At 71.7% G+C, this 12,333-nt stretch carries 11 protein-coding genes; 8 read left to right on the top strand and 3 right to left on the bottom strand.

Features of this window, described 5'->3' with window-relative positions; all coding sequences use genetic code 11:
* Positions 1-106: 106 nt before the first annotated feature.
* The 4 genes from ispG to ACIPK3_RS27665 all read left to right on the top strand — a co-directional run bounded on the left by ispG (position 107) and on the right by ACIPK3_RS27665 (position 4,731).
* A complete protein-coding gene (ispG, locus tag ACIPK3_RS27680) occupies positions 107-1,264 on the top strand; it encodes a flavodoxin-dependent (E)-4-hydroxy-3-methylbut-2-enyl-diphosphate synthase (RefSeq protein ID WP_402573938.1) in 1,158 nt (385 codons plus the stop codon).
* A gap of 137 nt (positions 1,265-1,401) precedes the next feature.
* A complete protein-coding gene (locus tag ACIPK3_RS27675; RefSeq protein WP_402573936.1) occupies positions 1,402-2,250 on the top strand; it encodes a GNAT family N-acetyltransferase in 849 nt (282 codons plus the stop codon).
* A gap of 105 nt (positions 2,251-2,355) precedes the next feature.
* The gene (locus ACIPK3_RS27670; protein WP_402573934.1) at positions 2,356-2,943 is read left to right on the top strand and encodes a GNAT family N-acetyltransferase; all 588 of its coding nucleotides are present in this window, start codon (positions 2,356-2,358) and stop codon (positions 2,941-2,943) included.
* Between the two features lie 84 nt (positions 2,944-3,027).
* On the top strand, positions 3,028-4,731 hold the full coding sequence (locus ACIPK3_RS27665; protein ID WP_402573932.1) for a proline--tRNA ligase: 1,704 nt from the start codon (positions 3,028-3,030) through the stop codon (positions 4,729-4,731).
* 118 nt (positions 4,732-4,849) lie between these two features.
* On the opposite strand, the gene ACIPK3_RS27660 is transcribed toward ACIPK3_RS27665, so the two are convergent.
* The 3 genes from ACIPK3_RS27660 to ACIPK3_RS27650 are packed head-to-tail and all read right to left on the bottom strand — an operon-like array spanning position 4,850 to position 6,845.
* Positions 4,850-5,758, bottom strand: a complete 909-nt coding sequence (locus ACIPK3_RS27660) for an aminoglycoside phosphotransferase family protein (RefSeq protein WP_402573930.1) — start codon at positions 5,756-5,758, stop codon at positions 4,850-4,852.
* Positions 5,759-5,802: 44 nt separating this feature from the next.
* Complete coding sequence (locus ACIPK3_RS27655; RefSeq protein WP_402573929.1) at positions 5,803-6,318, bottom strand: ferritin-like domain-containing protein; 516 nt, start codon at positions 6,316-6,318, stop codon at positions 5,803-5,805.
* Positions 6,315-6,845: a hypothetical protein gene (locus ACIPK3_RS27650; RefSeq protein ID WP_402573927.1), complete on the bottom strand. Its 531-nt coding sequence runs from the start codon at positions 6,843-6,845 to the stop codon at positions 6,315-6,317. The genes ACIPK3_RS27655 and ACIPK3_RS27650 overlap by 4 nt, the downstream gene beginning before the upstream one ends.
* Before the next feature lie 196 nt (positions 6,846-7,041).
* Between ACIPK3_RS27650 and rimP the strand changes: the two genes are divergently transcribed.
* The 4 genes from rimP to infB all read left to right on the top strand — a co-directional run bounded on the left by rimP (position 7,042) and on the right by infB (position 12,179).
* Positions 7,042-7,563: a ribosome maturation factor RimP gene (gene rimP / locus ACIPK3_RS27645; protein ID WP_402573925.1), complete on the top strand. Its 522-nt coding sequence runs from the start codon at positions 7,042-7,044 to the stop codon at positions 7,561-7,563.
* Between the two features lie 2 nt (positions 7,564-7,565).
* A complete protein-coding gene (gene nusA, locus ACIPK3_RS27640; RefSeq protein WP_402573923.1) occupies positions 7,566-8,564 on the top strand; it encodes a transcription termination factor NusA in 999 nt (332 codons plus the stop codon).
* 101 nt (positions 8,565-8,665) lie between these two features.
* On the top strand, positions 8,666-8,962 hold the full coding sequence (locus ACIPK3_RS27635; RefSeq protein ID WP_402573921.1) for a YlxR family protein: 297 nt from the start codon (positions 8,666-8,668) through the stop codon (positions 8,960-8,962).
* A gap of 145 nt (positions 8,963-9,107) precedes the next feature.
* Entirely contained in the window at positions 9,108-12,179 is a 3,072-nt protein-coding gene (infB, locus tag ACIPK3_RS27630; protein WP_402573919.1) for a translation initiation factor IF-2, read from the top strand.
* Positions 12,180-12,333 lie beyond the last annotated feature (154 nt).

Below are 12,333 nucleotides of genomic sequence, written 5' to 3'. Positions count from 1 at the left end.
TGCGGGTGGGGATGTGCTCCGATTCCGCGGTGTGACGTAATCTCGAAGCCTGGAGCCCGCCCGTACGGGACCGGAACCTGATCCACGACATGGGGTTGCACAGCAGATGACTGCGATTTCTCTCGGCATGCCGTCCGTCCCGACCAAGATCGCCGAGCGCCGCAAGAGCCGGCAGATCCAGGTCGGCTCCGTGGCGGTCGGCGGGGACGCGCCGGTGTCGGTGCAGTCGATGACCACGACGCGTACGTCCGACGTGGGCGCGACCCTTCAGCAGATCGCGGAGCTGACCGCGTCGGGCTGTCAGATCGTGCGGGTGGCCTGCCCGACGCAGGACGACGCGGACGCCCTCGCGACCATCGCCCGCAAGTCGCAGATCCCGGTCATCGCGGACATCCACTTCCAGCCGAAGTACGTGTTCGCCGCGATCGAGGCGGGCTGCGCCGCCGTCCGGGTGAACCCGGGCAACATCAAGCAGTTCGACGACAAGGTCAAGGAGATCGCCAAGGCGGCGAAGGACCACGGCACACCGATCCGTATCGGTGTGAACGCGGGCTCGCTGGACCGCAGGCTGCTCCAGAAGTACGGCAAGGCCACGCCGGAGGCCCTCGTCGAGTCGGCGCTGTGGGAGGCGTCGCTCTTCGAGGAGCACGACTTCCGGGACATCAAGATCTCCGTCAAGCACAACGACCCGGTCGTCATGGTCGAGGCCTACCGTCAGCTCGCCGCCCGGTGCGACTACCCGCTCCACCTCGGTGTCACCGAGGCGGGACCGGCCTTCCAGGGCACCATCAAGTCCGCCGTGGCCTTCGGCGCCCTGCTCTCCCAGGGCATCGGCGACACCATCCGCGTCTCCCTGTCGGCCCCGCCCGTCGAGGAGGTCAAGGTCGGCAACCAGATCCTGGAGTCCCTGGGCCTCAAGCAGCGCGGCCTGGAGATCGTCTCCTGCCCGTCCTGCGGCCGGGCCCAGGTCGACGTCTACAAGCTGGCCGAGGAAGTCACGGCGGGCCTGACCGGCATGGAGGTCCCGCTCCGGGTGGCCGTCATGGGCTGCGTCGTCAACGGACCGGGCGAGGCCCGCGAGGCCGACCTCGGTGTCGCCTCCGGCAACGGCAAGGGCCAGATCTTCGTCAAGGGCGAGGTCATCAAGACCGTCCCCGAGTCCAAGATCGTGGAGACCCTCATCGAGGAAGCCATGAAGCTGGCCGAACAGATGGAGGCGGACGGAATCGCCTCGGGCGAGCCGTCGGTCTCGGTCGCGGGCTGAGCCACCGGACCCGGGCTGTGCCACCGGCCCGGGCGGCCCCGGGCCGACGCCGCGTAGTGGGCGTTACCGGGCGGCGCCGCAAAGGCACGCCAGGTACAGTGCGGAGATCAGCAGATCCCAGGGTGAGGCTCCCGCACTTGTTGACGCAGACCACCACCAGGGTGCTCGAACCGGGCGACCTGGATGCCGCGCTCGCGGTCCTCGACCGTGAGCCGGTCACGAACGCCTTCGTGACGTCCAGGGTGCGCGTCGCGGGCCTCGACCCCTGGCGGCTCGGCGGAGAGATGTGGGGCTGGTACGAGGGCGGCATGCTGACCTCACTGTGCTACGCGGGCGCCAACCTCGTCCCCGTCTGCGCCACCCCGCGCGCGGTGCGCGGCTTCGCGGACCGCGCCCGCAGGGCCGGCCGCCGCTGCTCCTCCATCGTCGGTCCCGCCGAGTCCACCGGCGCACTGTGGCGACTCCTCGAACCGCACTGGGGACCCGCCCGCGAGATCCGCGCCCGGCAGCCGCTCATGGTCACCGACCGCATGCCCACCGACATCGCCCCCGATCCCTATGTCCGCCGCATCCGCAAGGACGAGATGGACACGATCATGCCGGCCTGCGTGGCGATGTTCACCGAAGAGGTCGGCGTCTCCCCGATGGCCGGTGACGGCGGACTGCTCTACCAGGCCCGGGTCGCCGAACTGGTCGGATCCGGCCGTTCCTTCGCCCGTCTCGACGACCACGGCAAGGTCCTCTTCAAGGCGGAGATCGGCGCCGCGACCCCCGAGGCCTGCCAGATCCAGGGCGTATGGGTGGCCCCCGAGTACCGGGGCAAGGGCCTCGCCGCCCCCGGCATGGCCGCCGTCCTGCGCTACGCGCTGGCGGACGTGGCCCCGACGGTGAGCCTCTACGTCAACGACTTCAACACCGCGGCCAGAAGGACGTACCGCCGGGTCGGGTTCAAGGAAGTCGGCGCGTTCATGAGCATCCTCTTCTAGAGCAAACGTTCCGGCGTGGCCCGTGCGACCGGCACACCGTGTCGTGTTCCGGCCGCGCCCCACAGCGCACTCCTGAGCCCGCTGCGATCCCTGTAGTCTCCCCGCATGTTGCGCTTTCCCGGTCACGGTCATGGTCACCGCAACCCCGACGACGTCGTGATCGGCCCGCTCGACCTGCCGGCCCACGTGGACGAGGCCCTCGCCGTACAGGCCGTCGCCTTCGGGCTCGGCGCCGACGAGGTCGCCGTGCGCAGGCAGATCGTGCTGCGCCACATGACCTTCCCGGGAGCCCGCGCCCTCGGCGCCACCACCCCCGACGGCCGACTGGCCGGGTTCGTCTACGGCATGCCCAACGACCGCATCCACTGGTGGTCGACCGTCGTGGAGCCCTATCTGCGCGCGCAGGGCCACGAGGGATGGCTGGACGACTCCTTTGTGATCACCGAGCTGCACGTCCACCCGGACCGCCAGAACCAGGGGATCGGCCGCGCCCTGATCACCACCATCACCGACAGCGCCCCCGAACCCCGCTCGATCCTGTCCGCCATCGACACCGACAGCCCAGCCCGCGGCCTCTACCACTCCCTCGGCTACCAGGACCTGGCCCGCCAGGTCCACTTCCCGAGCGCCGCCAAGCCGTACGCCGTGATGGGCGCCCCGCTCCCGCTGCGCCGTCCGCAGTCCGCCCCTTAGGACCCCATAACCGATTTCCACCGGCCCCGCGCACCCGGCTAACCTCCTAGCCATCACCACTTTCCCGGCAGGAGTACGAGAACCATGGCCAACGCACCGGTCCAGCGCATGTCCCAGTTGATGGCGAAGACGCTGCGCGACGACCCGGCGGATGCCGAGGTCCTCAGCCACAAGCTCCTCGTCCGCGCGGGCTACGTCCGCCGTACCGCGGCCGGTATCTGGAGCTGGCTGCCGCTCGGCAGGAAGGTCCTCGCCAACGTGGAGCGCGTCGTGCGCGAGGAGATGGACGCGATCGGTGCCCAGGAGGTGCTGCTCCCCTCCCTGCTGCCGCGCGAGCCGTACGAGGCGACCGGCCGCTGGGACGAGTACGGCCAGGAACTGTTCCGGCTCCAGGACCGCAGGGGCGGCGACTACCTCCTCGGACCCACCCACGAGGAGATCTTCACCCTGCTGGTGAAGGACCAGGCGTCCTCCTACAAGGACCTGCCGGTGATCCTCTACCAGATCCAGAACAAGTTCCGTGACGAGGCCCGCCCCCGGGCCGGCATCCTGCGCGGCCGCGAGTTCCTGATGAAGGACTCGTACTCCTTCGACCTGGAGGACGAGGGCCTCGCCCAGTCGTACGCCCTGCACCGCCAGGCCTACCAGCGGGTGTTCGAGCGCCTCGGCCTCGACTACCGCATCTGCGCGGCGACCGCCGGCGCGATGGGCGGCTCCAAGTCCGAGGAGTTCCTCGCCCCGGCCGGAGCCGGCGAGGACACCTTCGCCGACTGTCCGAACTGCGACTTCGCGGCCAACACCGAGGCGATCACCTACGAGCTGAAGCCGGTGGACGGCTCCGGCGTGGCCGCCGCCGAGGAGATCCCGACCCCCGACACCCCGACCATCGAGACGCTCGCCGCCCAGCTCGGCGTCCCGGCCTCCGCCACGCTGAAGAACCTCCTCGTCAAGGTCGACGGCGAGATCGTCGCCGTCGGCGTGCCCGGGGACCGCGAGGTCGACCTGGACAAGGTCGAGGCGCACTTCGCCCCGGCGACCGTCGAGATGGTCACCGAGGCGGACTTCGCGACCCGCCCGGACCTGGTCCGCGGCTATGTCGGCCCGCAGGGCCTGGAGAAGGTCAAGTACCTCGCCGACCCGCGGGTGGCCCCCGGCACCTCCTGGATCACGGGCGCCAACAGGGAGGGCATGCACGCCAAGAACGTCGTGGCGGGCCGTGACTTCGAGGTGGACGAGTACGTGGACGTCGTGGTCGTCCAGGAGGGCGACCCCTGCCCGAAGTGCGGCACCGGCCTGAAGCTGGACCGCGCCATCGAGATCGGGCACATCTTCCAGCTGGGCCGCAAGTACGCCGACGCCCTCAAGCTCGACGTCCTCGGCCAGAACGGCAAGCCGGTCCGCGTGACCATGGGCTCCTACGGCATCGGCGTCTCCCGTGCCGTCGCCGCCCTCGCCGAGCAGACCGCCGACGAGCACGGCCTGGTGTGGCCCCGCGAGATCGCCCCGGCCGATGTGCACGTGGTCGCCGCGGGCAAGGCCCTCCAGACCGAACTCGCCCTCGACGTCTCGGAGAAGCTGCGCGCGGCCGGACTGCGCGTCCTGGTCGACGACCGGCCCGGCGTCTCCCCGGGCGTGAAGTTCACCGACGCCGAACTCATCGGCGTCCCGCAGATCCTGGTCGCCGGCCGCCGCTCCGCCGAGGGCGTCCTCGAACTCAAGGACCGCAAGACCGGCGCACGCGAGGAACTGACCGTCGAGGAGGCGATCACCCGTCTGACGGCGGAGTAGAACCTGGCACGCTGCCATCGCCCGCCCTCGACCGGCGCCGACCGGTCGGGGGCGGGGGTGTGTCGGCCCAGGGACGAGGGTCGCCGAAGGGGCGGCCGTAACCCGGCCGCCCCGGCGCCTACAGCCAGCCCGCGAACTCCAGCAGCAGCTCCGCGTCACGGGCCCGGCCCACCCGCAGGGCCCGGACACCGGACTCCACCGCCCGGAACAGGGTCCAGCCCCGCAGCCGTTCCTGGTCCACGTCCAGGGACTCCGCGAGCCGCTTCACACGGCGCCGGGTCGTCGCCGCTCCCGACGGGGAGGCGATGAGATCCTCCACCCGGTCCCGTACCAGGCGCGCCAGATCGAAGGCGCACTCGCCGAGCACCGGGTCCGGGCCCACCGCCAGCCACGGCGACCGCTCACCGGCGAGAACCTTGCTCTGCCGGAAGGTGCCGTGCAGCAGCCGGTGTTCGGGCGGCGCGGCCAGCAGCTCCTCGCGAGCCGCGAGCGCCCGGTCGACCAGCGGGGCGGCCTCGGGCTCGGCCAGGGCACTCGCCCGCATCGCCGCCGCCTGCCGTCCGGTTCGCTCGGAGACGGTCTCGAACACCCGGGCGGCGTCCGCCTCGGGCGGCTCCACCCACAGTCGCCGCAGCGTCCCCGCCGCCTCCAGCAGCGCCTTCGCCTCAGGCAGAGAGCGCACCGACACATCCGGGTGCAGCCGTTCGAGCAGCAACACCCCTTCGGCGGCGAACGGTTCCAGCAACTGCACCGCGCCCCGCCCGTCCCAGTGGGCGAGCGCCGCCCGTTCGCTCTCCGGCCGGGCCCGCGGCGGGGCCAGCTTCAGCACGGCCGGGGTCCCGTCCGGCCGCCGTACCAGCACCACCAGACTGCCGCGCCCGCCCGGCATCTGCACCCGCTCGACGGTCAACTCACGCGCCGCTACGGCCTGTCGGGCCGCCTCCGGCAGCTTCTCCAGCCAGTCGTCACCCTCGGGCGCCGTCTCACCGAGCGCCCGCACCAGGCGCTGCGGCGGTTCGAAAGCCATGCGCGAGTCGTTTCCTTCCTGCTGTCACCGGCCGACGTACGGCGTCACGCCGTCGCGGTCGCCGAGGGGGTGGGCGTCGGCGTGGACCTGGGCGAAGCCGTAGCGGCCGTCTCGCCGGCCCGTTCGGCGAGACCAGGGAAGGCTACGCTCTCCCCGCGCCAGCGCACCGCGCGCACCGCTGCCTCACGCAGCGCCGCTGCGGCCGCGCCGCGCCGTGCGCCGTCGCTCGCCCGCACCAGGTCGGAGTACACACCGGCCACCCGGTCCTCCAGTTCGGCCGCGAGCCGTACCGCCGCCGCCGAGTCCGGAACCGCGAACGGCAGCGCGTAGGCGGCGCTCGCGGCGACCGGCTCCGCGCCCAGATCGCCCACCTCCCGCGCCAGCGCGTCCCGCCGGGCGCGGTGCGCGTCGTAGGCCGTACGGGCCTGGGCCTGGCGCGCCGTGCCGATCCGGCCGCCGACCACGCCGTAGCCGTACACCGCCGCGTGTTCGGCGGCCAGGGCAGCCTGAAGAGCCGTCAGCTCGTCCTTCCCGGCCGCGTCCTTGGTCCCGTCGCTCACTTGGCGCCCTCCGTCAGCAGATACGCGTGCGCCGCCCCGGCCGCCGCCACCGAGGCCAGCAGCCGCGCCAGTTCGCCGGGGGCGTCCAGCAGGTCCTTGGCCCGGCGGTCGGCCAGCGCCCGCTCGTCGGCGGCGAGCGCGGCCACCGCGCCCTGTGAGTCGGCCGGCGCCGACGGGGACGCCGAGCCGGAAGCGGAAGCCGAGGCGGACGGGTTGGCCGGGCCGGGCGCCCCCGACGCGTCGTCCGCGAACGCCTTCGCGTGCGCCGCGACCTCCGCCCGCAGCGGCCGCAGCCGCTCCGCCAGCGCCGGATGCGCGGCGATCACCGCGTCGTACCGCGCCACCAGCCCCAGGCTGTCCCGCGACGCACGCGCGCGTGCCCGTTCGACGGCCGACCGGACGGCGGCCGGGCCGCCGTCCGCACCGCCGGGGGAGCAGCCCACGAGCAGGGCGGCCCCCGCGGCCGAGGCGAGCAGGGTTCTTCTGCGCGGTCCCGAAGGGGTGCGCGACGGCGGGGGGAACGGCACGGCAGACGTCCTCGGAGAACTCGTACGAAGAAAAGGGCGGGCACGCCACTGATCACGGTACCCGCGCACCCCACCGGCACCGCTCACCGGCACCGTCGGCCCGAGGGTGGACGGCAACACACCCCACGACCGGATACCCTTTGACCAGACACGCGATCAATCCCACAACAGCACACGCGGCCGAGGAGTCACCCGGATGAGCACCACCCAGAGCGAGAGGCTGCGAGAACTTCTGGAACCGCTCGTCATCTCACAAGGCCTCGATCTCGAAGAGATCGCTGTGGACTCCGTCGGACGCAAGCGGGTGCTGCGCGTCGTCGTCGACTCCGACACCGGTGCGGACCTGGATCAGATCGCCGATGTGAGCCGCGCGCTCTCGGCGAAGCTCGACGAGACGGAAGCAATGGGCGAGGGCGCCTACGACCTGGAGGTCGGCACCCCGGGCGCGGAGCGCCCCCTCACCGAGTACCGCCACTACGCGCGCGCCGTGGGCCGGCTGGTCCGGTTCCAGCTGGGCGACGGTGGTGAGCTCGTCGCCAGGATCCTGGAGGCCGACGCGGAGGGCCTCGACCTGGAGGTGCCCGGCGTCAAGGGCCGCAAGGCCACCGCGCGCAGGCTCGCCTTCGCCGACGTGGACAAGGCACGCGTGCAGGTCGAGTTCAACCGCAAGGACTCGAACGAGAAGTCCATCGAGAACGAGAAGGAAGAGGAGGCGTAGCCGTGGACATCGACATGAGTGCCCTGCGGGGCTTGGTTCGGGAGAAGGAGATCTCCTTCGACCTGCTGGTCGAAGCGATCGAGTCGGCCCTCCTCATCGCCTATCACCGCACCGAGGGAAGCCGCCGGCACGCGCGCGTGGAGCTCAACCGGGAGACCGGGCATGTGACCGTGTGGGCGAAGGAGGACCCCGAGGACGTCGAAGAGGGCCAGGAGCCCCGCGAGTTCGACGACACCCCGTCCGGCTTCGGCCGTATCGCCGCGACCACCGCCAAGCAGGTGATTCTCCAGCGGCTGCGCGACGCCGAGGACGACGCGACGCTCGGCGAGTACGCCGGGCGCGAGGGCGACATCGTCACCGGTGTCGTCCAGCAGGGCCGCGACCCGAAGAACGTCCTGGTCGACATCGGCAAGCTGGAGGCCATCCTGCCGGTGCAGGAGCAGGTGCCGGGGGAGACCTACCCGCACGGCATGCGGCTGCGTTCCTACGTCGTCCGGGTGGCGAAGGGCGTGCGCGGGCCGTCGGTCACCCTTTCGCGTACCCACCCCAATCTGGTGAAGAAGCTCTTCGCCCTGGAGGTGCCGGAGATCGCCGACGGATCCGTCGAGATCGCCGCCATCGCCCGTGAGGCGGGGCACCGCACCAAGATCGCCGTTCGCTCCACCCGTTCGGGCCTGAACGCCAAGGGTGCCTGCATCGGCCCCATGGGCGGCCGCGTCCGCAATGTGATGGGCGAGCTGAACGGCGAGAAGATCGACATCGTCGACTGGTCGGACGACCCGGCCGAGATGGTGGCGAACGCCCTGTCCCCCGCCCGGGTCTCCAAGGTCGAGGTGGTCGACCTGGCCTCCCGCTCCGCCCGGGTCACCGTGCCGGACTACCAGCTGTCGCTGGCGATCGGCAAGGAGGGCCAGAACGCCCGGCTCGCGGCGCGTCTCACCGGATGGCGTATCGACATCCGGCCGGACACCGAGCAGCCGTCGGACCGGCCGGAGGAATAGATCTCAGCCGGTAACGGTTCAGATCTCGTCAGTAACAACGCGGCAGACGTTCGATCGCCTACCCAAAAGGGTGAGGTCGCCGCGGGGAGGTAGACTTAGCTGTGTCTGGCCGGATGCGAGCCCGAGCATGCCCTGAACGCACCTGTCTGGGGTGTCGGGAGCGGTCGGCCAAGACGGAGCTGCTGCGCATCGTGGCGATCAAGGGCGCTTGCGCCCCCGATCCTCGCGGTACGCTGCCCGGCCGGGGTGCGTATGTGCACCCCGCACTGGTCTGTCTCGACCAGGCAGAACGCCGCCGGGCGTTCCCGAGGGCGTTGCGCGCCCCGGGAGCGCTCGACACAAAGGCGTTGCGCCAGTACGTCGAGCAGACGACAGTTGCCGATCAGGCAACACCGTAAAAGCGTCGTGCGGAACGTCCGTGCGGCTAGGTACCCCGCGAGTTGGAAGTAGGTCGAGATTGCGATGAGCACTCGATGAGCACGCGATGAGTACGCGCATGAACTAGCGACGGTCCGGCCGCAACCCGGACCTCAAAGGAGCGAAGTGGCTAAGGTCCGGGTCTACGAACTCGCCAAGGAGTTCGGTGTGGAGAGCAAGGTCGTCATGGCCAAGCTCCAGGAACTCGGTGAATTCGTCCGATCGGCGTCCTCGACGATCGAGGCGCCTGTAGTACGCAAACTGACTGACGCCTTCCAGGGCGGCGGCAAGCCCGCCCCCCGCAAGGCTGCCCCCAGGCCCGCCGCGCCCTCTCCGGCGCAGGCGGCACGTCCGGCTGCTCCGAAGCCGGCCGCCCCCAAGCCTCCCGCGGCCCAGGAGCCCGAGGCCCCCGCGGCTCCGGCTCCCGCTCCGGCCCCGGTGACCCCCGCGCCCGCCGCCGGCTCGCGCCCGGTGCCGGGCCCGAAGCCCGCGCCGCGCCCGGCCCCGGCCGCGCCCGAGTTCACCGCCCCGCCTGCGGCCCCGGCTCCGGCCCCGGCCGCCGCGCAGGGCCCGCGCTCCGGTGCCCGTCCGGGTCCGGCCGCTCCGAAGCCGAGCGGTGCCCGTCCGGCCACGCCCGGTCAGGGTCAGGGCCGTCCGGGCCAGGGTGCCCAGCGCCCCGGCGGTCAGGCTCCGCGACCGGGCGGTCGTCCGGCCGGTCCGCGTCCGGGCAACAACCCGTTCACGTCCGGTGGCTCCACCGGCATGGCCCGCCCGCAGGCGCCCCGCCCGCAGGGCGGCGCCCGTCCCGGCGGTCCCGGTGCCCCCGGCGCCGGTCCCCGTCCGCAGGCTCCGGCCGGTCAGGGCGGCGGTCCGCGTCCGCAGGGTCCGGGCGGCTCCCGGCCGTCCCCGTCCGGCATGCCCCGCCCGCAGGGTGGCGGTCCCCGTCCGGGTGGCGGTCCCGGTGGCCCGCGTCCGAACCCCGGCATGATGCCGCAGCGTCCCGCGGCCGGTCCCCGTCCCGGCGGTGGCCCCGGCGGTGGCCGTGGTCCGGCCGGTGCCGGTCGTCCCGGTGGCGGCGGTGGCGGTCGTCCGGGTGGCGGCGGCTTCGCCGGTCGCCCGGGTGGTCCCGGCGCCCGTCCCGGTGGTGGCGGCTTCGCCGGCCGTCCCGGTGGCGGTGGCCCCGGTGCCGGTGGTGGCGGCGGCTTCGGCGGTGGCGGCGGTGGCCGTCCCGGCTTCGGCGGTCGTCCCGGTGGCCCCGGTGGCCGTGGTGGCACGCAGGGCGCCTTCGGTCGTCCCGGTGGTCCGGCGCGTCGTGGCCGCAAGTCGAAGCGGCAGAGGCGCCAGGAGTACGAGGCCATGCAGGCCCCGTCGGTCGGCGGCGTGATGCTGCCTCGCGGCAACGGCGAAGCCATTCGCCTGTCGCGCGGTGCGTCGCTCACCGACTTCGCCGAGAAGATCAACGCCAACCCGGCGTCGCTCGTCGCGGTGATGATGAACCTGGGCGAGATGGTCACGGCCACGCAGTCCGTCTCCGACGAGACGCTGCAGCTCCTCGCGGGCGAGATGAACTACACGGTTCAGATCGTCAGCCCCGAGGAGGAGGACCGCGAGCTGCTCGAGTCCTTCGACATCGAGTTCGGCGAGGACGAGGGCGACGAGGAGGACCTGGTGGTCCGTCCGCCGGTCGTCACCGTCATGGGTCACGTCGACCACGGAAAGACCCGACTGCTCGACGCCATCCGCAAGACGAACGTCATCGCGGGCGAGGCCGGCGGCATCACCCAGCACATCGGTGCCTACCAGGTCTCGACCGAGGTCAACGCCGAAGAGCGCAAGATCACCTTCATCGACACCCCGGGTCACGAGGCGTTCACCGCCATGCGTGCCCGTGGTGCGAAGTCGACGGACATCGCGATCCTGGTCGTCGCGGCCAACGACGGCGTCATGCCGCAGACGGTCGAGGCGCTCAACCACGCCAAGGCGGCCGACGTCCCGATCGTCGTCGCGGTCAACAAGATCGACGTCGAGGGCGCCGACCCGACCAAGGTGCGCGGTCAGCTGACCGAGTACGGCCTGGTGGCCGAGGAGTACGGCGGCGACACCATGTTCGTCGACATCTCCGCCAAGCAGGGTCTGCACATCGACAGCCTCCTGGAGGCCGTCGTCCTCACCGCGGACGCCTCGCTCGACCTGCGGGCCAACCCGAACCAGGACGCGCAGGGCATCTCGATCGAGTCCCGCCTCGACCGCGGCCGTGGTGCCGTGGCGACGGTCCTCGTTCAGCGAGGCACCCTGCGGGTCGGCGACACGATGGTCGTGGGCGACGCCTACGGCCGAGTCCGCGCCATGCTCGACGACAACGGCAACAACGTCGCCGAAGCGGGCCCGTCGACGCCGGTCCAGGTCCTGGGCCTGACCAACGTCCCGGGTGCGGGCGACAACTTCCTGGTGGTCGACGAGGACCGTACGGCCCGTCAGATCGCCGAGAAGCGTGCCGCCCGTGAGCGCAACGCCGCGTTCGCCAAGCGCACGCGTCGTGTCTCCCTCGAGGACCTGGACAAGGTGCTCAAGGCCGGCGAGATCCAGCAGCTCAACCTCATCATCAAGGGTGACGCTTCTGGTTCCGTCGAGGCCCTGGAGTCCTCCCTGCTCCAGCTGGACGTCGGCGAAGAGGTCGACATCCGCGTCCTGCACCGCGGCGTCGGTGCGGTCACGGAGTCCGACATCGACCTGGCGATGGGCTCGGACGCCATCGTGATCGGCTTCAACGTCCGCGCGGCCGGCCGCGCGGCGCAGATGGCCGAGCGCGAGGGCGTGGACGTCCGCTACTACTCGGTCATCTACCAGGCGATCGAGGAGATCGAGGCAGCCCTCAAGGGCATGCTCAAGCCGGAGTTCGAGGAGGTCGAGCTCGGTACGGCGGAGATCCGCGAGGTCTTCAAGTCGTCCAAGCTGGGCAACATCGCGGGTGTCCTCATCCGCTCGGGCGAGGTCAAGCGCAACACCAAGGCGCGCCTCATCCGAGACGGCAAGGTCATCGCGGAGAGCCTCACCATCTCCGGTCTGCGCCGCTTCAAGGACGACGTCACCGAGATCCGCGAAGGCTTCGAGGGTGGTATCAACCTCGGAAACTTCAACGACATCAAGGTCGACGACGTCATCGCGACGTACGAGATGCGCGAGAAGCCGCGGGTGTAACAACCCATGGTTGGTGCTGGCCGACGGGACTTCGGTCCCGTCGGCCAGCACGCCGTTCCGGGGGCTTCGCAGCCGGCCGGGACAGCGCCCGAGGGCGCGGAAAACCCCGTCGAGCCTCCGGGCGGAACGGGGTAACGTTCTTGATGTCCCCGCC

The sequence above is a fragment of the Streptomyces sp. NPDC086787 genome (genome assembly GCF_044745865.1).
In the GTDB taxonomy this organism is placed as follows: Bacteria; Actinomycetota; Actinomycetes; order Streptomycetales; family Streptomycetaceae; genus Streptomyces.
This window is presented reverse-complemented; position numbering and strand designations above follow the sequence as displayed.

Excerpts from the sequence above, each read along its gene's own strand:
- ispG (WP_402573938.1), top strand. The coding sequence starts at position 107 with ATGACTGCGATTTCTCTCGGCATGCCGTCCGTCCCGACCAAGATCGCC.
- ACIPK3_RS27670 (WP_402573934.1), top strand. The coding sequence starts at position 2,356 with ATGTTGCGCTTTCCCGGTCACGGTCATGGTCACCGCAACCCCGACGAC.
- ACIPK3_RS27665 (WP_402573932.1), top strand. The coding sequence starts at position 3,028 with ATGGCCAACGCACCGGTCCAGCGCATGTCCCAGTTGATGGCGAAGACG.
- ACIPK3_RS27660 (WP_402573930.1), bottom strand. The coding sequence starts at position 5,758 with ATGGCTTTCGAACCGCCGCAGCGCCTGGTGCGGGCGCTCGGTGAGACG.
- rimP (WP_402573925.1), top strand. The coding sequence starts at position 7,042 with ATGAGCACCACCCAGAGCGAGAGGCTGCGAGAACTTCTGGAACCGCTC.